Source organism: Streptomyces sp. NPDC127177, from assembly GCF_042672475.1.
In the GTDB taxonomy this organism is placed as follows: Bacteria; Actinomycetota; Actinomycetes; order Streptomycetales; family Streptomycetaceae; genus Streptomyces.
Genome location: NZ_JBHXUW010000026.1, coordinates 53,349 through 71,688 on the forward strand (window position 1 = coordinate 53,349; position 18,340 = coordinate 71,688).

Consider the following 18,340-nt stretch of genomic DNA (forward strand, 5'->3'; position numbering starts at 1 on the left):
CGGCGGGAGCACACGGAACGGGAGCACACGGAGGAGGGGCCCCGCCGGCCGCTGACCGGACGGCCGGACTAGGCCGGGTCGCCCGTCGCGATACGGAGCTCGAAGTGGGCACCCGTCTCCGGCACCGCGGTACCGGGGGTGGGGAACTGGTCGACGACCTGGTCCTCCGCGTACGCGTTCCCCGGCACCTTTATCTTCTTGATCGTCCAGCCGGCCGCGTCCGCGCAGGCCCGCGCGGAGAGGATGTCCTTGTAGAGGAAGCTCGGGGCGTCGACCTTGTTCGGGTCGTCGTTGTCCTCCGTCGCGTCCGTGCAGTCCTCGGTCTTCATCGTCCGGTTCCGCTCCGGATCCTTGTGGTCCACCGCCGGGGACTCGCTCGACGTGGCGTTGCTGCCGCCGTTGTCGTCGTCGCCCTGCATCGAGAGCACCGTGACCAGTCCGCCGATCGCGATCAGCGCCACCACGATCGAGCCCACGATCACCGGAACGTTTCGCTTGGAGCCGCCGCCACCGGAAGAGGTGGACATCGTCTGCGGCGACATCGTGTACGGCGGCGGGGTCTGCTGCTGCATCGGCGACATCGCCGCCGGGGTCTGGTACGCCGGTGCCGACTGGGGATAGCCGTACGACGGGGCCGGCGTCGGCGGGCCGTACGGGCCGGGCTGCTGCTGCGACTGGTACGGGCCGGGCTGGTACGGCGTCTGGACGCTCTGCGGCGCCGGGGTGGACTGGTCGACCGGCGGGAAGACCGCCGAACCGACGCCCGAGCCGCTGTTCGCGGGTGCGCCCGCGCCACCGACGATCACCGGGGCGCCGGCCTGGCCTGCCGCGCTCAGCACGCGGGAGATCTCGTCCTGCATGGCGGCGGCGCTCGGGAACCGCTCGTTCGGGTTCTTCTTCAGCGCGCGGGCGACGAGCGCGTCCATCGCCGGGGTGAGCGAGCGGTTGATGGTGGAGGGCGCGACCGGCTCCTCCTGTACATGCGCGTACGCGATGGCCAGCGGCGAGTCCGCGTCGAACGGGATGCGGCCGGTGAGCAGCTGGAACAGCATGATGCCGACCGAGTACAGGTCGGAGCGCGCGTCCACCCCGCGGCCCAGGGCCTGTTCGGGGGAGAGGTACTGCGGGGTGCCGACGACCATGCCGGTCTGCGTCATCGACGTGACGCCCGACTGCATGGCGCGGGCGATGCCGAAGTCCATGACCTTCACGACGCCGCGCTTGGTCACCATCACGTTGCCGGGCTTGATGTCGCGGTGGACCAGGCCCATTTCGTGGCTGGTGTCCAGGGCGGCCAGCACATCGGCCGTCACCTTGAGCGCCTTGTCGGCGGGCATCGCACCGTGGTTGGTGATGTCGGCCTGGAGCACGGAGCCGAGCGGCTGCCCCTCGACGTACTCCATGACGATGTACGGCATCAGCGCGCCGCCGAGCTCGTCCTCGCCGGTGTCGAAGACGGAGACGATGTTGGTGTGCTGGAGCTTGGCGACGGCCTGCGCCTCGCGCCGGAACCGCTCGCGGAAGGACTGCTCGCGTCCGAGTTCCGTGTGGAGCGTCTTGATGGCGACCTGCCGGTCGAGCGCGGAGTCGTACGCCAGATATACGGACGCCATCCCGCCTTCGCCGAGCAGGTCGCGCAGCTGGTAGCGGCCGCCGGCGACCGAACCGCCCGCGTAGCGACCCTGGGCCCCTTGTGCGCCGTCCTGGCTCATGACTTGACTTCCCCCTCGGGCGCGCGACTCACGCGAAGATCCGTATTACGCGCCAAGTCTGCCCGAGGGGTACGACACGTCAAGCCGGGTGCCCGTTCCGTGACCCTACGCACAAGAAGCGTCTCGGAAGCGTTACAGGAACCGCATGTAATTTGCGCGGGCGGCGCGCGAGCCGGTTGGATGGCCGGTCCCTCTCGAAATCGGTGTGTCCGACGAAGGCTGTAGCGTGACGTGGCAATGCAGCAAGGCACCGTGAGAACCCGCGGACGCGCGGACAGATACGACGGCGAGGACTGATGGCACCCGAACCCGAAGCAAACGGCGGCGGAGTTCCGGATGGCACCGATTCCTGGGGCATCGGCGGTGTTGTCGGCGACGGACGGTACCGGCTGACCCACAGGCTCGGCCGGGGCGGAATGGCCGAGGTCTTCGCGGCCGAGGACGTACGGCTCGGGCGGACGGTCGCGGTGAAGCTGCTGCGCTCCGATCTCGCCGAGGACCCGGTGTCCAAGGCCCGGTTCACGCGTGAGGCCCAGTCGGTCGCGGGGCTCAACCACCACGCGGTCGTGGCGGTGTACGACTCCGGCGAGGACACCGTCGCCGGTCAGACCGTCCCTTACATCGTGATGGAGCTGGTCGAGGGCCGCACCATTCGCGACCTGCTGCTCAACGCCGAGGCGCCGCCTCCGGAGCAGGCGCTGATCATCGTCTCCGGGGTGCTGGAGGCGCTCGCCTACTCGCACCAGCACGGGATCGTGCACCGGGACATCAAGCCGGCCAACGTGATCATCACGCACTCCGGCGCGGTCAAGGTGATGGACTTCGGCATCGCCCGCGCGCTGCACGGTGCGCAGTCGACGATGACCCAGACCGGCATGGTCATGGGGACGCCGCAGTACCTCTCCCCCGAGCAGGCGCTGGGCAAGGCCGTCGACCACCGCTCCGACCTGTACGCCACCGGCTGCCTGCTGTACGAACTCCTCGCACTGCGGCCCCCGTTCACGGGCGAGACGCCACTTTCCGTTGTATATCAGCACGTTCAGGACATTCCGGTCCCGCCGTCCGAGGTCTCGGACGTGGTGCCCGCCGAGCTCGACGGCCTTGTCATGCGCTCGCTCGCGAAGGACCCGGACGACCGGTTCCAGAGCGCCGAGGAGATGCGCGGGCTCGTCCAGTACAGCCTGCAGATGCTTCAGGTGCAGGGCGGTCACACCGGTACGTGGAACACCGGCCCGGTCGTGCTGAACGAGGGCGGTGTCACCCCGCCCCGGGGCGTGACCGGCGCCACCCGCGCGATGGGGTACCCCCAGCACGGGGACACCTCGCAGGACCCGATCCTGCCGCCGATGAACCCGGACGACGGCGGTTACGACGGCGGCAGCACCCGGCAGGGCGGCGGCGGTCGCGGCAAGCTGTGGCTGTTCGTCCTGCTGGCCCTCATCGCGATCGGTGCGGGCGTCGCCATCGCGCTCAACGCGGCCAAGGGCAGCGGCGACAACCACGAGAAGTCGCCGGCGTCGACGTCCAGCTCCCCCTCGCCGACGGAGAGTTCGCCCTCGCCGACCGAGACGCAGAGCGAGGACACCGAGCAGCCGGGCAGTACGACGGGCGATCAGCAGGAGACCCCGCCGGAGCCCTCGTACAGCCCGTCGGTGACACCGAGCGAAACGGACGAGACCCCCTCGACCACCCCGTCCGCGACCTCGACCGGCACCACGGCGGACGGTGGTACGGGCAGCGACGCGGGCGGAGCGGCGGCGGACGGCGGCGCGGGCGGTGACGACGACGGCGGCGCGACGGACGACGGCGGCACCGGGAACGACGCGGGCGGTACGACCCCGGCGGGCGGCGCGGGCGGCGGCCAGCCGGGCGGCGCCGCCGAGGGTGCCAGCACCGGAACGACAGCGGGCACGGCGGCGGGCACCACCCCGTAACCACCCGCGTCCTCGCCCCTCCTCACCCCGTGAAGGCCTCGCACACCGCGTCGTACTCACGGGTCCACCAGACCGCCAGGGCCGACACCGCGGGGAACTGCGGGTCGGCCCGCCGGTCGTTCAGGCAGTAGCGCCAGCGCAGTATCCAGAAGTCGTTGAGCCGCTCCCACCACACCCGGTGCACCGCCGCGGCCAGTTCGGCGGCCCCGGCCCCCGCGGCCCGCCGGTAGGCGCGCGCGTAGGCCCGTACCTTCGCCAGGTCCAGCTCACCGGCCGGCCGGACGAAGAAGATCGCCGCCGCCCGTACCGCCTCCTCCGCCCTGGGCTGCACGTCCAGCCGGTCCCAGTCGAGGATCGCCACCGGGTCGGCGCCCCGGTAGAGCACGTTCAGCGGATGGAAGTCGCCGTGCACCCAGCCGGTCGCGGGGACCCCGGGCGGCGGGGGCCGGTCGTCCGCGTGGCGGTCCAGCAGGGCGCGGCGTTCCAGGAGCCGGTGCTCGGCCAGTTCGTCGAAGGAGTCCCGGGGCCGCCGGCCGCGCGCCGCGGCCAGCAGCTCGTCGATCAGCGCGAAGGTGTCGGCGGGGTCCCGGCTGGCGTGGCCCGGTCCGTCCGCGGCCCCCTCTCCCGTCTCCATCACCTGTTCCAGGCCCGTGTGCACGGCCCCGAGCAGCGCGCCGAGCCGCACCGACTGGGCGACGGTCAGCTCGGCACCGCCCCGGTGCAGCCCGTCGACCCAGGGGTGCAGGGCGTAGCAGCGGCCGCCGATCTCGGTGACGGTGCCGCCCTCGTTGTCCTGGACGGGCGGGGCGACGGGCACGCCGAGTGACTGGAGCCGCTGGGTGGCCCGGTGCTGGCGCACGATGGTGGCGCGGTCGCCCGTGGAGTCGTCCAGATGGTGCTTGAGGAAGTAGGAGCCGCGGGTGGTGGAGACCCGGTAACCATGGTTGAGCAGGCCCTGGGCCAGCGGCTTGCAGGCGAGCGGCTCACCCGTGTCCGGGTAGCGGCGAAGCACCTCGCCGACCGGGGGAACAGGCGGGAGGGTTACAGATGAGCGCGGCACCCGCCAGATGTTAGATCACGCTGTGTTGCGGGCCGTACGAGTTTGCGTGGAAGCCCAGAGTGTGCACGCTGACGAAATGCGGGTCCAGCCGGAGGTAGGCCGGGGTGAAGGGCTCCCCGTTCACCTCGACGGGGAGGGGGCCGAAGAGCTCGCGCTGGGCGCAGGTCGGCTCCACGGTCTCCGCGGGGCCGGTGAACTGCACGGACCACAGATCACGGCTGCCCGCCGAGGTGGCCTCGTTGAAGTTGTCCGCCCCGTACGCCACGACCGTGCCGTTGCAGACGTCGTGGTAGCCGAGACCGCTGTGCATCCGCAGCACGACCCGGCCGTCGATCACGACGTGCCGGGCCACGGTCAGGAACGGAAGGGCTCGCATGCTCGTCGCCAGCCGGCCGTACGGGACCCGGCCGAGCAGGTCGATTGCGTGGAGTTCTTCCTCGGTGGACATGACCTCCACTGTCCGTCACCGGGGACGGTGGAAGAAGAGGCCCCCGCCCCGGGCCGTACGGGACCAAAGTCCCGAAAAATCCCGGGACCGTGCCGTTCGGTACCGTTCGGCGCGGGACGGTCAGCGCTTTTCGGCCTGCAGTCGCGCCACATAGGCGGCGGCCTGCGAGCGGCGTTCCATTCCGAGTTTCGAGAGCAGGCTGGAGACGTAATTCTTGATCGTCTTCTCGGCGAGATGAAGCCGCTCCCCGATCACCCGGTTCGTCAGCCCCTCCCCGATCAGATCCAGGATCTTGCGTTCCTGCTCCGTGAGGCCCGCGAGTCTGTCGTCGCCGCCCTTCTTTCCGTCGCGCAGCCGTTCCAGGACCCGCGCGGTGGCCACCGGGTCGAGCAGCGACTTGCCGGCCGCCACGTCCCGTACGGCGTTCAGCAGCTCGTTCCCCCGGATCGCCTTGAGCACGTATCCGGAGGCGCCCGCCATGATCGCGTCGAACAGTGCCTCGTCATCGGCGTACGAGGTCAGCATCAGGCAGTTGACCGACTCGTCGCGGGAGCGGATCTCCCGGCAGACCTCCACCCCGCTGCCGTCCGGCAGCCGTACGTCCAGGACGGCGACATCGGGCCGGGTCGCGGGGATGCGGACCAGCGCGTCCTCGGCCGTACCGGCCTCTCCGACCACCTCGATGTCCTCCTCGACGGAGAGCAGCTCATGGACTCCGCGGCGGACGACTTCATGGTCATCCAGCAGAAAAACGGTGATTTTTCCTTCTTTGCGCACAAACGCAGTCTCACACACTCACCCCTTCCCTGCCGCTGTCGGGCGGGATAACGTGCCGTTGTTCCGGCGGCCTGCAAGGCTGTTACCAGTGCTGTGACCAGCGAGAGTTCCCGAATTCTTCGATTTACTTGGATATCCAAGCAAAATCGCAGGTCAGATAGGGTTTCGCAGTTACGCGAGGCACTGGGTAACGTGCCTTATACAGGGCGCTCGCCGGGGCACCTGTCACGCCTGTTCCCGGACCGAGCGGCACACACCCCGTGCACGGGTACGGACACAGGCGAGCCGCACTGGTCTCCCGGCAGACCCCGGGGGCCGGACCGACGGAGGAGCACGCACGTGACCGTGGAGAGCACTGCTGCCGCGCGTAAACCGCGACGCAGCAGCAAGCGGACCAGCGCCGCGAAGACGCCCGCGAAGACACCAGAGGGTTCCGGCCCCGAACTCGTACAGCTGCTGACGCCCGAGGGCGAGCGCGTCGAGCACCCGGACTACTCGATCGACCTGACCGCGGACGAGCTGCGCGGTCTGTACCGGGACATGGTCCTCACCCGCCGTTTCGACGCCGAGGCGACCGCGCTCCAGCGCCAGGGCGAGCTGGGCCTGTGGGCCTCGCTGCTCGGCCAGGAGGCGGCCCAGATCGGCTCCGGCCGGGCCCTGCACGACGACGACTACGTCTTCCCGACCTACCGCGAGCACGGCGTCGCCTGGTGCCGCGGGGTCGACCCGACCAATCTGCTCGGGATGTTCCGCGGTGTGAACCACGGCGGCTGGGACCCGAACACCAACAACTTCCACCTGTACACGATCGTCATCGGCTCGCAGACCCTGCACGCCACCGGTTACGCCATGGGCGTGGCCAAGGACGGCGCGGACTCCGCGGTGATCGCCTACTTCGGTGACGGCGCGTCCAGCCAGGGCGATGTGGCCGAGGCCTTCACCTTCTCCGCGGTCTACAACGCCCCGGTCGTCTTCTTCTGCCAGAACAACCAGTGGGCGATCTCCGAGCCGACCGAGAAGCAGACCCGGGTGCCGCTCTACCAGCGCGCCCAGGGCTTCGGTTTCCCCGGCGTCCGGGTCGACGGGAACGACGTCCTGGCCTGCCTCGCCGTCACCCGGTCCGCCCTGGAGCGGGCCCGTCGCGGCGAGGGCCCCACCCTCGTGGAGGCCTTCACCTACCGGATGGGCGCGCACACCACATCCGACGACCCGACGAAGTACCGGGCCGACGAGGAGCGCGCGTCCTGGGAGGCCAAGGACCCGATCATGCGCCTGCGGACGTACCTGGAGAAGCAGGGCGCGGCCGACGAGGCGTTCTTCACCGGCCTCGACGAGGAGAGCGAAGTCCTCGGCAAGCGGGTACGCGAAGCGGTACGGGCGATGCCCGACCCGGACCGGCTGGCGATCTTCGACCACGCCTACGCCGACGGGAGCGCCCTCGTCGACGAGGAGCGCGCCCAGTTCGCCGCCTACCAGGCATCGTTCGCCGAGGAGGGCAAGTAGCCATGGCCGTGGAAAAGATGTCCATCGCGAAGGCGCTCAACGAGTCGTTGCGCAAGGCCCTCGACACCGACCCCAAGGTCCTCATCATGGGCGAGGACGTCGGCAAGCTCGGCGGGGTCTTCCGGATCACCGACGGCCTCCAGAAGGACTTCGGTGACGGCCGGGTGATCGACACCCCGCTCGCCGAGTCCGGCATCGTCGGTACGGCGATCGGCCTGGCGCTGCGCGGCTACCGGCCGATCGTGGAGATCCAGTTCGACGGCTTCGTCTTCCCGGCGTACGACCAGATCGTCACGCAGCTCGCGAAGATGCACGCCCGCTCGCTCGGCAAGATCAAGCTGCCGGTCGTCGTGCGGATTCCGTACGGCGGCGGCATCGGTGCGGTCGAGCACCACAGCGAGTCGCCCGAGGCGCTGTTCGCGCACGTCGCGGGCCTGAAGGTGGTCTCTCCGTCCAACGCGTCGGACGCCTACTGGATGATGCAGCAGGCCGTGCAGAGCGATGACCCGGTCGTCTTCTTCGAGCCGAAGCGCCGCTACTGGGACAAGGGCGAGGTCGACACCGAGTCCATCCCCGGCGGGCTGCACCGGGCCTCCGTCGCCCGTACCGGCACCGACCTCACGCTGGCCGCGTACGGCCCGATGGTGAAGGTGTGCCTGGAGGCCGCGGCGGCCGCCCAGGAGGAGGGCAAGTCGATCGAGGTCGTGGACCTGCGGTCGATGTCCCCGATCGACTTCGACGCGGTCCAGGCCTCGGTCGAGAAGACCCGCCGGCTGGTCGTGGTGCACGAGGCGCCGGTGTTCTACGGCTCGGGCGCGGAGATCGCCGCTCGCATCACGGAGCGCTGCTTCTACCACCTGGAGGCACCGGTGCTCAGGGTGGGCGGCTACCACGTCCCGTACCCGCCGGCCCGGCTCGAGGACGAGTACCTGCCGGGTCTCGACCGTGTGCTCGACGCCGTCGACCGCTCGCTGGCGTACTGAGGACTGGGGCGTGACAACGATGACCGACACTTCCAACGCTGTTCGCTTCCGTGAGTTCAAGATGCCCGACGTGGGCGAGGGGCTGACCGAGGCCGAGATCCTCAAGTGGTTCGTCCAGCCGGGCGACACCGTCACCGACGGCCAGGTCGTCTGTGAGGTCGAGACGGCGAAGGCGGCCGTCGAGCTGCCGATCCCGTTCGACGGAGTGGTGCACGAGCTGCGCTTCCCCGAGGGCACGACCGTCGACGTCGGCGAGGTGATCATCGCGGTGGACGTCGCGCCGGGCTCCGGTGATGTGGAGCCGGCCGCGGAGCCCGAGGCCGCGCCCGCCGCCGAGCCGGAGGCCGAGGCGCCCAAGGGGCGTCAGCCCGTCCTGGTCGGCTACGGCGTAGCCGAGTCCTCCACCAAGCGGCGCGCCCGCAAGGGAACCGAGACCGCTCCTCCCGCCGCCGCGCCCGCCGCGGTCCAGGGAGAGCTGAACGGCCACGGTCCGGCGGCCGTTCCCGAGGCCCGCCCGCTGGCGAAGCCGCCGGTGCGCAAGCTGGCCAAGGACCTGGGTATCGACCTGGCGACGGTCACCCCGACCGGCGACGGCGGCGTCATCACCCGCGACGACGTGCACGCGGCTGCGACCCCGGCGCCCGCGCCGGAGCAGGCCGAAGCCCCGGCTGCGGCCCCGGCCGTCGCGCCCTCCGGGGCCGCGCGCGAGACCCGTATCCCCGTCAAGGGAGTACGGAAGGCGATCGCGCAGGCGATGGTGGGCAGCGCGTTCACCGCGCCGCACGTCACCGAGTTCGTGACCGTCGACGTCACGCGCACGATGAAGCTCGTGGCGGAGCTCAAGGAGGACAAGGAGATGGCGGGGGTGCGGGTCAACCCGCTCCTGATCATCGCGAAGGCCCTCCTCGTCGCGATCAAGCGGCACCCCGAGGTCAACGCCGCCTGGGACGAGGCGAACCAGGAGATCGTGCAGAAGCACTACGTCAACCTGGGCATCGCCGCCGCCACCCCGCGCGGACTGATCGTGCCGAACATCAAGGACGCGCACGAGCAGACGCTGCCGCAGCTGGCCGCGTCGCTGGGCGAGCTGGTCTCGACGGCCCGAGACGGCCGGACGTCCCCCGCCGCGATGGCGGGCGGCACGGTGACCATCACCAACGTCGGCGTCTTCGGCGTCGACACGGGCACCCCGATCCTGAACCCGGGCGAGTCCGCGATCCTCGCGGTCGGCGCGATCAAGCTCCAGCCCTGGGTGCACAAGGGGAAGGTGAAGGCGCGTCAGGTCACCACGCTGGCGCTCTCGTTCGACCACCGCCTGGTCGACGGCGAGCTCGGCTCCAAGGTCCTCGCGGACGTCGCCGCGATCCTGGAGCAGCCGAAGCGCCTGATCACCTGGGCGTAGCCGTGTGCGATGGGCCCGCGTGAAACCCGCGCGGGCCCATCGCCATGTCCGGGGAGGTGAAAAAGAGTTGATGAGCCACGAGCCGTCCCGCCGGCCGTCTACTCTGCGGGACACCCGCGCTGCCCGTCGCGGTCACCCGAGGAGGCACCGTGTCATCCAGCTGCGACCCCCAGCACGCACCCGCCGGTGATGTCGGCGCGGCGCTCATGATGATCGACTCCCGGCTCAAGAGCGTGTACGACGGTGGCACCGAGCCCGACCCCGAACAGCAGGCGCTGCTCCAGCAGTTCATCGCCTCGCTGGGCCCCGGGGGAGCCGATGACGTGGTGGACGGCACATGCACGCTCATCTACATGTTCATGACGTGGCTGCGGCAGGCGCACGAGGCCCACGACAAGGACGTCATCGAGTACGTGGTCCCGACCCTCGTCGCGTCGATGCGCATGATGCCGAAGAGCATCCCCGTCGAGGTCATCCCCACGATGTCCGGCCTGGTCATCGCGGCGGGTACGGGCCTCAGCCCCAATCTCTGGCGCATGCAGTACGGAGACTGGACCGAGGCGGAGCTGACGCCGCTCGAAGCCACCGCGTTCCTGCTCGCGGAGCAGATCAACCGCATCGCCGACGACCGCGGCTTCGCCATGCGCATGATTGCCGAAGCGCTGACCAGTGCGGACGGGAACTGACGGAGCGGGTCAGCCGGTGCTGCGCCTCGGCCGAAGGATGAGTTCGGCGAAGACGGTCTTGCCGACGGTGCGCGGCTCGATGCCCCAGCGGTCGGCGAGTTGGGCGACGATGAGAAGCCCCCGCCCGTAGCAGTCGTCGGAGTCGGCCTCGCGCGGTGCGGGTAGCCGCTCGCCGCGCGGATCGCTGACCTCGATACGGAGGATGGCCGCGGTGAGGATGAGGTGGACCCGGAAGAGCCGGCCCCGCATGCAGCCGTGCAGTAACGCGTTGGTCGCCAACTCGCTGACCAGGAGCGCGACCTCGCCCACGTGGTTGGGATACCCCCACTCGGACACCAGCCGCACGGTCCGGCGACGGCAGAGGCTGACGCTGCGGGCGGTGGGGGTGTAGTCGAGGCGGTCCTCCTGGAGTGGGGGGTCGGGCTCGGGGACCTCTTGGGCTGCGGTCATGGTCGCGTGCCTCCGTGGATTTCGTGTGGGCGGTGGCGATGCCGCGCCTGCTGGGCAGGGCGGTGCACTTCCGCCGGCCGATTCCTTTGGGTGATCGGCTCGGTACCGAAAGTAGCGGAAGCCGTAAGCGGGCAGCAAGTGGTTCTTGCAGAGAATTCTCTGCCCTAGTTGGTGTTCGATGGGCCGGAGCTCCAGACTGAGGCGACCGCGTGGGAGGGAGTTGACCGTGGCGGGTAACAGCCCGGATCGGGGGCGGACGGTTTCCACTGTGCTCGGACGCCGTCTCGGCGGAGAACTGCTTCGTCTGCGGGAGGCGCGTTCGCTGCGCCAGGCGCATGCCGCGGAGGCGTTGACGGCCTCGGTTGCCAAGGTGGCCAAGATCGAGCGAGGCCTCGTGCCGATACGTGACCCGGACGTCCGGGCCCTGTGCCACCTGTACGGCGAGACGGACGACGCGGTGGTCGGCAGGCTGTTGGTCCTGGCCAAGGCCGACCGTGAACGCCGCAAGGCGAGCGGGTGGTGGAACCAGTACCCGGGACTTCAAGCCATGGCCGAGTACGTGGCATTGGAGGACATCGCCACAGGGGTCCGCACCTGGCAACTCGCCATTGTGCCCGGCCTGCTCCAGACACCCGACTACGCTCGGGCGCTAGCCGTGGGAAACGGCTCCTGGGAGGACCCTGACGAGATCGAGCCCTTCGTGGAGTCACGGATGGCCCGGCAGGCCCGGCTGGCCGGGGACCGGCCGCTGGAGCTCTGGGCTCTTGTGCACGAGAGCGCCCTCCGCCAACTGGTGGGAGGGCGTGAGGTGATGAGGGAGCAGCTCGGGCACCTGTTGGACATCGCCCGGCGCCCGAACGTGAAGCTCCAGGTGATGCCGTACCTGGTGGGCGCGCACCCTGGCATGACCAGTGCCTTCACCATCGTCTCGTTTGCCGAACCAGGTGCGCTCGACGTGGTCCACATGGATACGACCTCGACCACACTCTGGCTGGAGAGCGATACTGATGCCGGGCGTCACGACAGGATTTTCGATCGTATGACGCGCCTTGCGCTCGCACAGCGCAACTCGGCCGCACTTATCGATGGAATCCTCAAGGAGATGTAGTCCGCGTGCCCGCGTACAGGTTCGTCAAGTCCAGCTACAGCGGAGGCAATGCCGGGCAGGAGTGCGTCGAGGTCGCCCGCAACATCCCCGGCACCGTCGCCGTCCGCGACTCGAAGAACCCCGACGGCCCCCTGATCCTCCTCGGCCCCGCAGCGTGGAACGCCTTCCGGGCCGGGCTGCGCCGGGCATAAGGGCAGGTCAGACGGTGTGGTCCTGACTGCCCGTCGGGTCGTCCCGGCTCGGCGCTTGTGTAACAGCCGTGTCTTAGCCCGGGGTCGAGCGGAACGTCCATGTGCTCCGGACCGCTCCTGTTGATCAGAAGCGCTCGCTGGTACCGACACGTACCGAGTGGGCCGGTACTGACCAACCGATCCTGAGGACGAATCCATGCGCGCTCGTAAGCTCACCTTCGCAGCCCTGGCCCTTGCCGCGGGTCTCTCGCTCACGGCCTGCCAGAACGACGACGAGGCGGTGGGGCAGACCGACCCGGCGGCCAATTCCTCCGCGCCCGCCGCATCCTCCTCCGACGGGGGCTCGAACTCCAGCGGTTCGGACCAGGTCGGTGCCAAGGACTCCGCCCGTTCGAAGACCGGTGGGTCGAGCTCGGTCGGGTCGGCCTCGGGCGGCAGCGGTCCGGCTGCGAAGACCGGCAAGTGCACCACCGACGGACTGAAGATCACGGCGAAGAACACCTTCATCGACGGCGACCCCGACGGCAACATCGCGGTGGAGCTGACGAACACCAGCGGCAGCGACTGTGTGATCTCCGGGTTCGCGGGTGTCGACCTGAAGACCAGCGCGGGGACCATCTCCGCCACGCGCAAGGGCAAGGCCGACGCCCCGTACACCCTCAAGAACGGTAAGGAGATCGACTTCTACGTCAGCTACCCGCTCAACAAGACGGGCGGTTCCGGCGTCAGCATCACGGGTCTTGTGGTGACTCCGCCGAACGAGACGAAGTCGGTCACCCTCGCCTGGCCGGGCGAGAGCTCGCTCCCTGCGGGCGACAGCGACAACGGTGGCCAGGTGCTGGTCGGCCCGGTCGGCAGCGCGGGTCAGGGCGGCTGACACCTGGAGCGATCCGGGCTCGGCCCAGGGTCTGTGCGAACGAAGGAGGGCCCCGCATCGTGCGGGGCCCTCCTTCGTCACGTCGGACCCGGTTACTTCTTGAAGCCGTAGTCCATGAGCTTCTTCGCGTCAGCGGTGCGGTTCGCCTCCGAGGTGGAGGTCAGGACCGTGCCGATGACCGTCTTGCCGCTGCGGGTCGCCGCGAAGACCAGGCAGTACTTGGCCGCCGGGCCGGAGCCCGTCTTCACGCCGATCGCGCCGCTGTAGGAGCTCAGCAGCTTGTTGGTGTTCGTCCACGACATGTAGCGGTAGCCACCGCTCTTCGTGGTGGTCTTCTGCTTCGTCGACTTCGTCTTCACGACCGTGCGGAACGTGGAGTACTTCATCGCGCTGCTCGCGAGCTTCGTCAGGTCGCGCGGGGTCGAGTAGTTGGACCCGTTCCCTATGCCGTCGAACGAGTCGAAGTGGGTGTTCTTCAGCCCGAGCGTCTTCGCGGTGGAGTTCATCTTGCCGATGAAGGACTTCACCCGGGCGGCGCGCGTGGAGCCGGAGCCGAACTTGTCGGCCAGCGCGTACGCGGCGTCGCAACCGGACGGCAGCATCAGGCCGTACAGCAGCTGGCGGACCGTGACCTTGTCGCCCACGATGAGGCGGGCCGAGGACGCGCCCTTGGCGACGATGTAGTCGCTGTACGCCTTCTGGACCGTGACCTTGGAATCGAGGTTGAGGCCCTTCTGCGCCAGGACCACCCGGGCCGTCATGATCTTCGTGGTGGAGCCGGTGGAGCGACGGGTGTCCGCGGCCTTGGTGAAGAGGGACTTCCCGGTGCCGTTGTTCATCACGAAGCCGCCCTTGGCGACGATCGTGGGCGTCTTCGGTGCGGCGGCGGCCTGTGCCGTGGACGCGAAAGCGCCGCCCGCGACGACGGCACCTGCGGTGAGGGCTACCGTGGCGGATACGGATACGCGCCTTATGCCCTTAATGCCGAGTTTCAAGTTCAACGCTCCAAATGCCCCTGGATTGCGGCCTCATGAGGGTGCCGCGCACTCGTGAGACGTCTGGGGGCGATGGATGGTTGTGGCGCAGGAGCGGGTGATTTTTCACGACATCCGGGAGAGGTCAGCGGTCGGCCGCGGCCCGGAAGGTGTGGCGGTAGGCGCGCGGCGACACACCGATCGCGGCGTGCAGATGCTGGCGCAGGGACGCGGGCGTCGCGAATCCGACCCGGGTGGCGATCTGCTCGACGGGCACGTCACTCGACTCCAGCAACTCCCGGGCCCGGGTGATCCGCTGCTGGATCAGCCACCGCCCCGGGCTCATCCCCACCTCGTCCCGGAACCTGCGGGCGAACGTGCGCAGACTCATCCGGGCGTGCCCGGCGAGGTCGGTCAGTGTCAGCGGCTCGTCCAGCCTTCCGAGCGCCCACTCGCGGGTCGCCGCCGTCCCGGCCGTCGACGGCGCGGGCACCGGCTGTTCGATGTACTGCGCCTGCCCGCCGTCCCGCCACGCGGGCGCCACGCACCGGCGTGCGACGTGATTCGCCACCTCGCTGCCGTGGTCCTTGCGTACCAGGTGCAGGCAGACGTCCACGCCGGACGCGGCTCCGGCCGAGGTGAGGATGGAGCCGTCGTCGACGAACAGCACGTCCGCGTTCAGGGCCACCTCCGGGAAGAGCTCCCGGAACCGGTCCGCCAGCGTCCAGTGCGTGGTGGCCGGACGGCCGTCGAGCAGTCCGGCCGCGGCGAGCGTGAAGGCGCCGGTGCAGATCGACACGATGCGCGCGCCGGCCGGGATCCGGGCGAGTGCGTCCGCCACCGGAGGCGGGAGCCGGGTCGACTCCGGGGCCGACTCGTAGGGCGGGATGACGACCGTGTCCGCCTCGGCCAGCGCCTCCGGGCCCAGGTCGGGGGCGATCGTGAAGTCCGCGGAGGTGCGCACCGGGCGACCGTCGGCGGTGCAGGTGACCACTGTGTAGAGGGTGTCCGCGGTGCCGAAGACGCGCTGCGGGATGCCGAGCTCGAACGGATAGACGCCGTCGAGCGCCAGGACTACGACACGATGCATGACAGGATCTTATCGATGAATGGCATTCGTGCCACTCCCGTCGGCTGCCAGGGAGCCGCAGGCTGGGGGGCATGAACGACATCAGCACGACGATGCGCGCGATCAGCCAGGACGGCCTCGGCGGCCCGGAGGTACTCAAGGAGGTACGGATCGAGCGGCCGGTGCCCGGACCCGGCGAGGTCCTCGTCCGGGTGCGTGCCGCCGGGGTCAACCCCACGGACTGGAAGCACCGCGCCGTCCCCGGGCTCTTCCTCGGTGAGCCGCCGTTCGTCCTGGGCTGGGACGTCTCCGGTGTGATCGAGACGACCGGCCTCGGCGTCACCCTCTTCAAGCCGGGCGACGAGGTCTTCGGCATGCTGCCCTACCCGTACGGCGTGGGCTCGCACGCCGAATACGTCAAGGGGCCCGCCCGCGCCTTCGCGATCAAGCCGGCCGCCATCGACCATGTGCAGGCCGGCGCCCTGCCGCTCGCCGCCCTCACGGCCTGGCAGGCCCTCGTCGACACCGCCCGCCTCGAAGCCGGACAGCGAGTGCTGATCCACGCGGCGGCCGGTGGCGTCGGCCACCTCGCCGTTCAGATCGCCAAGTTCCGCGGAGCGCACGTGACCGGCACGGCGAGTGCGCCCAAGCACGACTTCGTACGCGCACTGGGCGCCGACGAGGTCCTCGACTACCGCACCACGGACGTCGCCGAGGCCGTCCGCGATGCCGACGTGGTCCTCGACTCCCAGGGCAGCGACCACGCGATCCGCTCCCTGCGCAGTCTGCGGCGGGGCGGAATCCTGGTCTCCCTCCTGCCCGACGGCGGCACCACGGCGCTTGCCGATGAGGCGGCCCGGCTCGGTGTGCGGGCGGAGGTCATGCTGGTGGAGGACGACCATGCCGGGATCTCGGCGATCGCCCGGCTCGCGGCCGAGGGCCGGCTGCGCGCGGAGATCGCCGGCACGTTCGAGCTGGCGGACGCGGCGAAGGCGCACGCGCTCGGTGACACGGGGCGCACCGCGGGAAAGCTGGTGCTGACCGTGCGATGAGCCGGCCGGACGCCGCTCGCCGAGGAGGCCCCGGCCCGTCCCTCCTCGGCCGGCGGCGTCCGAATCGTGGAACGGGTCATCCTTGCGTGCGTGTTGTATCTATGCTGTGTGCATGCCTGCCCCAGCCTCGTCCCCCGTCCGCCCGCCCGTGAAGCAGCCTCCGGCCGCCGAGCGTGTCTACACACACATCAAGGACGCGGTCCTGGACCGCCGCTACGAGGGCGGGACGCTCCTGACCGAGGGCGATCTCGCGGACGCCGTCGGGGTCTCCCGCACGCCCGTGCGGGAGGCGCTGCTGAGGCTGGAGGTCGAGGGGCTGATCAAGCTCTACCCGAAGAAGGGCGCCCTGGTGCTCGCCGTCTCCGCGCAGGAGATCTCGGACGTGGTGGAGACCCGGCTGCTCGTCGAGGAGTTCGCCGTGCGCCGGGCCGTGCCCGCGTCGGCCAAGCTGATCGCCCGGCTGGAGGAGCTGCTGGAGGAACAGCGGCAGATGTCGGAGGCCGGGGATCTGGCCGCCGTCTCGGTGAAGGACCGGTGTTTCCACGCCGAGATCGTCCGCCACGCGGGCAACGAGATCCTGTCCCGGCTCTACGACCAGCTGCGCGACCGTCAGTTGCGGATGGGCGTCGCCGTCATGGAGGCCCACCCCGGCAGGATCGCAGCCAACATCGCGGAGCACAGCGAGCTGTTGGAGGCCATCAGAGCCGGTGACGCGGACGGTGCCGCGCAGGTCGTGCGCCGTCATGTGAGCCGGGTCAAGGTGCTGGTCAGGGGTGAGGACCGGTGAGTTCCGCCGCCGCGCCCACCCTGTCCCTGCCCGGTGATCCGCCCGGCGGCCGGCGTGCCGCCTGGGTCTGGGGAATCGGCGTCGCTGTCTACTTCGTCGCCATCATCTTCCGGACCAGCCTGGGTGTCGCCGGGCTCGACGCCGCCGACCGCTTCCACGTCAACGCCTCGGCGCTCTCCACCTTCTCCATCCTTCAGCTGCTCGTCTACGCGGGCATGCAGATACCCGTCGGCCTGATGGTGGACCGGCTGGGCACCAAGAGGGTCCTCACCATCGGCGCCGTCCTGTTCACCCTCGGGCAGCTCGGCTTCGCGCTCTCCCCCTCGTACGGTGCCGCGCTGGCCTCGCGCGCCCTGCTGGGCTGCGGTGACGCCATGACGTTCATCAGCGTGCTGCGCCTGGGCGCGCGCTGGTTCCCGGCCCGGCGCGGCCCGATGATCGGGCAGGTCGCCGCGCTCTTCGGGATGGCGGGCAACCTCGTCTCGACGCTCGTGATCGCCCGCGCGCTGCACGGCTTCGGCTGGACCGCCACCTTCGTCGGCAGCTCACTGGCCGGGGTCGTGGTCCTCGTCCTGCTGCTGCTCTTCCTGAAGGACCACCCCGAGGGCCACGCGCCGCCGCCCGCCGAACATGCCGGCGGTGCCTACGTGCGCAAGCAGATCGCCGCCGCCTGGCGGGAGCCGGGCACCCGGCTCGGGATGTGGGTGCACTTCACCACGCAGTTCCCGGCCATGGTGTTCCTGCTGCTGTGGGGCATGCCCTTCCTGGTGGAGGCGCAGGGGCTGAGCCGGGGAACCGCGGGGGAGCTGCTCACCCTGGTGGTGCTCTCCAACATGGCTGTCGGGCTCGTCTACGGGCAGGTCATCGCCCGCCACCACGCGGCGCGTATCCCGCTCGCGCTGGGTACCGTCGCGATGACGGCCCTGCTGTGGGCTTCGGTCATCCTGCACCCCGGGGACCACGCGCCGATGTGGCTGCTGATCACGCTGTGCACGGTGCTCGGGGCCTGCGGGCCCGCCTCGATGATCGGCTTCGACTTCGCCCGCCCGGCCAATCCGCCGGAGCGCCAGGGCACCGCATCGGGCATCGTCAACATGGGCGGCTTCGTGGCGTCGATGACCACGCTGTTCGCCGTCGGTGTGCTGCTGGACGCGACCGGCGACAACTACCGCATCGCCTTCGCCTCCGTCTTCGTCCTGGAGGCCCTCGGGCTCGTTCAGATCCTCCGGCTGCGGGTCAGGGCCGCGCACCGGGAGCGCGAGCACCATGTGATCAGCCGTGTGGAGGCCGTGCACGTACCGGCCTGACCGCGAAAACGGCGGCGGCG

General features: G+C 70.1%; 18 protein-coding genes. 11 read left to right on the top strand and 7 right to left on the bottom strand.

The window, feature by feature from the left end:
- Nucleotides 1–68: 68 nt before the first annotated feature.
- Nucleotides 69–1,712, bottom strand: a complete 1,644-nt coding sequence (locus ACFVJX_RS17975) for a protein kinase (protein ID WP_384122717.1) — start codon at nucleotides 1,710–1,712, stop codon at nucleotides 69–71.
- Between the two features lie 296 nt (nucleotides 1,713–2,008).
- On the opposite strand from ACFVJX_RS17975, the gene ACFVJX_RS17980 reads away from it, so the two are divergent.
- Nucleotides 2,009–3,646: a protein kinase gene (locus ACFVJX_RS17980; RefSeq protein ID WP_384122719.1), complete on the top strand. Its 1,638-nt coding sequence runs from the start codon at nucleotides 2,009–2,011 to the stop codon at nucleotides 3,644–3,646.
- 22 nt (nucleotides 3,647–3,668) lie between these two features.
- On the opposite strand, the gene ACFVJX_RS17985 is transcribed toward ACFVJX_RS17980, so the two are convergent.
- The 3 genes from ACFVJX_RS17985 to ACFVJX_RS17995 all read right to left on the bottom strand — a co-directional run bounded on the left by ACFVJX_RS17985 (nucleotide 3,669) and on the right by ACFVJX_RS17995 (nucleotide 5,931).
- A complete protein-coding gene (locus tag ACFVJX_RS17985) occupies nucleotides 3,669–4,658 on the bottom strand; it encodes a phosphotransferase (RefSeq protein WP_384123043.1) in 990 nt (329 codons plus the stop codon).
- A 58-nt stretch (nucleotides 4,659–4,716) separates the two neighbouring features.
- Nucleotides 4,717–5,154, bottom strand: a complete 438-nt coding sequence (locus tag ACFVJX_RS17990) for a pyridoxamine 5'-phosphate oxidase family protein (protein ID WP_384122721.1) — start codon at nucleotides 5,152–5,154, stop codon at nucleotides 4,717–4,719.
- Nucleotides 5,155–5,274: 120 nt separating this feature from the next.
- Nucleotides 5,275–5,931 (bottom strand): response regulator, encoded by a 657-nt coding sequence (locus ACFVJX_RS17995; protein WP_384122723.1) that lies wholly within the window; start codon nucleotides 5,929–5,931, stop codon nucleotides 5,275–5,277.
- 339 nt (nucleotides 5,932–6,270) lie between these two features.
- Between ACFVJX_RS17995 and pdhA the strand changes: the two genes are divergently transcribed.
- The 4 genes from pdhA to ACFVJX_RS18015 all read left to right on the top strand — a co-directional run bounded on the left by pdhA (nucleotide 6,271) and on the right by ACFVJX_RS18015 (nucleotide 10,505).
- Nucleotides 6,271–7,434 (top strand): pyruvate dehydrogenase (acetyl-transferring) E1 component subunit alpha, encoded by a 1,164-nt coding sequence (gene pdhA / locus ACFVJX_RS18000; protein ID WP_384122725.1) that lies wholly within the window; start codon nucleotides 6,271–6,273, stop codon nucleotides 7,432–7,434.
- Nucleotides 7,435–7,436: 2 nt separating this feature from the next.
- A complete protein-coding gene (locus ACFVJX_RS18005; RefSeq protein ID WP_384122727.1) occupies nucleotides 7,437–8,417 on the top strand; it encodes an alpha-ketoacid dehydrogenase subunit beta in 981 nt (326 codons plus the stop codon).
- Nucleotides 8,418–8,427: 10 nt separating this feature from the next.
- Nucleotides 8,428–9,819 carry a dihydrolipoamide acetyltransferase family protein gene (locus tag ACFVJX_RS18010; RefSeq protein WP_384122728.1) on the top strand — a complete coding sequence of 464 codons (1,392 nt, stop codon included), beginning with the start codon at nucleotides 8,428–8,430 and terminating at the stop codon, nucleotides 9,817–9,819.
- 149 nt (nucleotides 9,820–9,968) lie between these two features.
- A complete protein-coding gene (locus tag ACFVJX_RS18015) occupies nucleotides 9,969–10,505 on the top strand; it encodes a hypothetical protein (protein WP_384122730.1) in 537 nt (178 codons plus the stop codon).
- A 9-nt stretch (nucleotides 10,506–10,514) separates the two neighbouring features.
- Here ACFVJX_RS18015 and ACFVJX_RS18020 read toward each other — a convergent pair whose 3' ends face one another.
- Nucleotides 10,515–10,955: an ATP-binding protein gene (locus tag ACFVJX_RS18020; protein ID WP_384122731.1), complete on the bottom strand. Its 441-nt coding sequence runs from the start codon at nucleotides 10,953–10,955 to the stop codon at nucleotides 10,515–10,517.
- A 226-nt stretch (nucleotides 10,956–11,181) separates the two neighbouring features.
- On the opposite strand from ACFVJX_RS18020, the gene ACFVJX_RS18025 reads away from it, so the two are divergent.
- The 3 genes from ACFVJX_RS18025 (at nucleotide 11,182) to ACFVJX_RS18035 (ending at nucleotide 13,131) form a co-directional block, all read left to right on the top strand.
- Entirely contained in the window at nucleotides 11,182–12,063 is an 882-nt protein-coding gene (locus tag ACFVJX_RS18025) for a helix-turn-helix domain-containing protein (protein WP_384122733.1), read from the top strand.
- A gap of 5 nt (nucleotides 12,064–12,068) precedes the next feature.
- On the top strand, nucleotides 12,069–12,254 hold the full coding sequence (locus ACFVJX_RS18030) for a DUF397 domain-containing protein (RefSeq protein WP_384122735.1): 186 nt from the start codon (nucleotides 12,069–12,071) through the stop codon (nucleotides 12,252–12,254).
- A gap of 196 nt (nucleotides 12,255–12,450) precedes the next feature.
- The gene (locus ACFVJX_RS18035) at nucleotides 12,451–13,131 is read left to right on the top strand and encodes a DUF4232 domain-containing protein (protein WP_384122737.1); all 681 of its coding nucleotides are present in this window, start codon (nucleotides 12,451–12,453) and stop codon (nucleotides 13,129–13,131) included.
- Between the two features lie 92 nt (nucleotides 13,132–13,223).
- Here ACFVJX_RS18035 and ACFVJX_RS18040 read toward each other — a convergent pair whose 3' ends face one another.
- Both ACFVJX_RS18040 and ACFVJX_RS18045 read right to left on the bottom strand, forming a co-directional pair.
- Complete coding sequence (locus ACFVJX_RS18040) at nucleotides 13,224–14,126, bottom strand: D-alanyl-D-alanine carboxypeptidase family protein (protein WP_384122739.1); 903 nt, start codon at nucleotides 14,124–14,126, stop codon at nucleotides 13,224–13,226.
- A 124-nt stretch (nucleotides 14,127–14,250) separates the two neighbouring features.
- The gene (locus ACFVJX_RS18045) at nucleotides 14,251–15,195 is read right to left on the bottom strand and encodes a GlxA family transcriptional regulator (protein ID WP_384122741.1); all 945 of its coding nucleotides are present in this window, start codon (nucleotides 15,193–15,195) and stop codon (nucleotides 14,251–14,253) included.
- A 71-nt stretch (nucleotides 15,196–15,266) separates the two neighbouring features.
- Here ACFVJX_RS18045 and ACFVJX_RS18050 point away from each other — a divergent pair, with 71 nt between their 5' ends.
- From ACFVJX_RS18050 to ACFVJX_RS18060, 3 genes are all read left to right on the top strand, one after another.
- Nucleotides 15,267–16,226 carry an NADP-dependent oxidoreductase gene (locus ACFVJX_RS18050; RefSeq protein WP_384122743.1) on the top strand — a complete coding sequence of 320 codons (960 nt, stop codon included), beginning with the start codon at nucleotides 15,267–15,269 and terminating at the stop codon, nucleotides 16,224–16,226.
- Between the two features lie 112 nt (nucleotides 16,227–16,338).
- Nucleotides 16,339–17,013 carry a GntR family transcriptional regulator gene (locus ACFVJX_RS18055; RefSeq protein WP_384122745.1) on the top strand — a complete coding sequence of 225 codons (675 nt, stop codon included), beginning with the start codon at nucleotides 16,339–16,341 and terminating at the stop codon, nucleotides 17,011–17,013.
- Nucleotides 17,010–18,320: a nitrate/nitrite transporter gene (locus ACFVJX_RS18060; protein ID WP_384122747.1), complete on the top strand. Its 1,311-nt coding sequence runs from the start codon at nucleotides 17,010–17,012 to the stop codon at nucleotides 18,318–18,320. The genes ACFVJX_RS18055 and ACFVJX_RS18060 overlap by 4 nt, the downstream gene beginning before the upstream one ends.
- Nucleotides 18,321–18,340 lie beyond the last annotated feature (20 nt).

Coding starts and splice junctions, on each gene's coding strand:
- ACFVJX_RS17980 (WP_384122719.1), top strand. CDS start 2,009: ATGGCACCCGAACCCGAAGCAAACGGCGGCGGAGTTCCGGATGGCACC.
- ACFVJX_RS18055 (WP_384122745.1), top strand. CDS start 16,339: ATGCCTGCCCCAGCCTCGTCCCCCGTCCGCCCGCCCGTGAAGCAGCCT.
- ACFVJX_RS18005 (WP_384122727.1), top strand. CDS start 7,437: ATGGCCGTGGAAAAGATGTCCATCGCGAAGGCGCTCAACGAGTCGTTG.
- ACFVJX_RS18020 (WP_384122731.1), bottom strand. CDS start 10,955: ATGACCGCAGCCCAAGAGGTCCCCGAGCCCGACCCCCCACTCCAGGAG.
- ACFVJX_RS17990 (WP_384122721.1), bottom strand. CDS start 5,154: ATGTCCACCGAGGAAGAACTCCACGCAATCGACCTGCTCGGCCGGGTC.
- ACFVJX_RS18050 (WP_384122743.1), top strand. CDS start 15,267: ATGAACGACATCAGCACGACGATGCGCGCGATCAGCCAGGACGGCCTC.
- ACFVJX_RS17975 (WP_384122717.1), bottom strand. CDS start 1,712: ATGAGCCAGGACGGCGCACAAGGGGCCCAGGGTCGCTACGCGGGCGGT.
- ACFVJX_RS18045 (WP_384122741.1), bottom strand. CDS start 15,195: ATGCATCGTGTCGTAGTCCTGGCGCTCGACGGCGTCTATCCGTTCGAG.
- ACFVJX_RS18035 (WP_384122737.1), top strand. CDS start 12,451: ATGCGCGCTCGTAAGCTCACCTTCGCAGCCCTGGCCCTTGCCGCGGGT.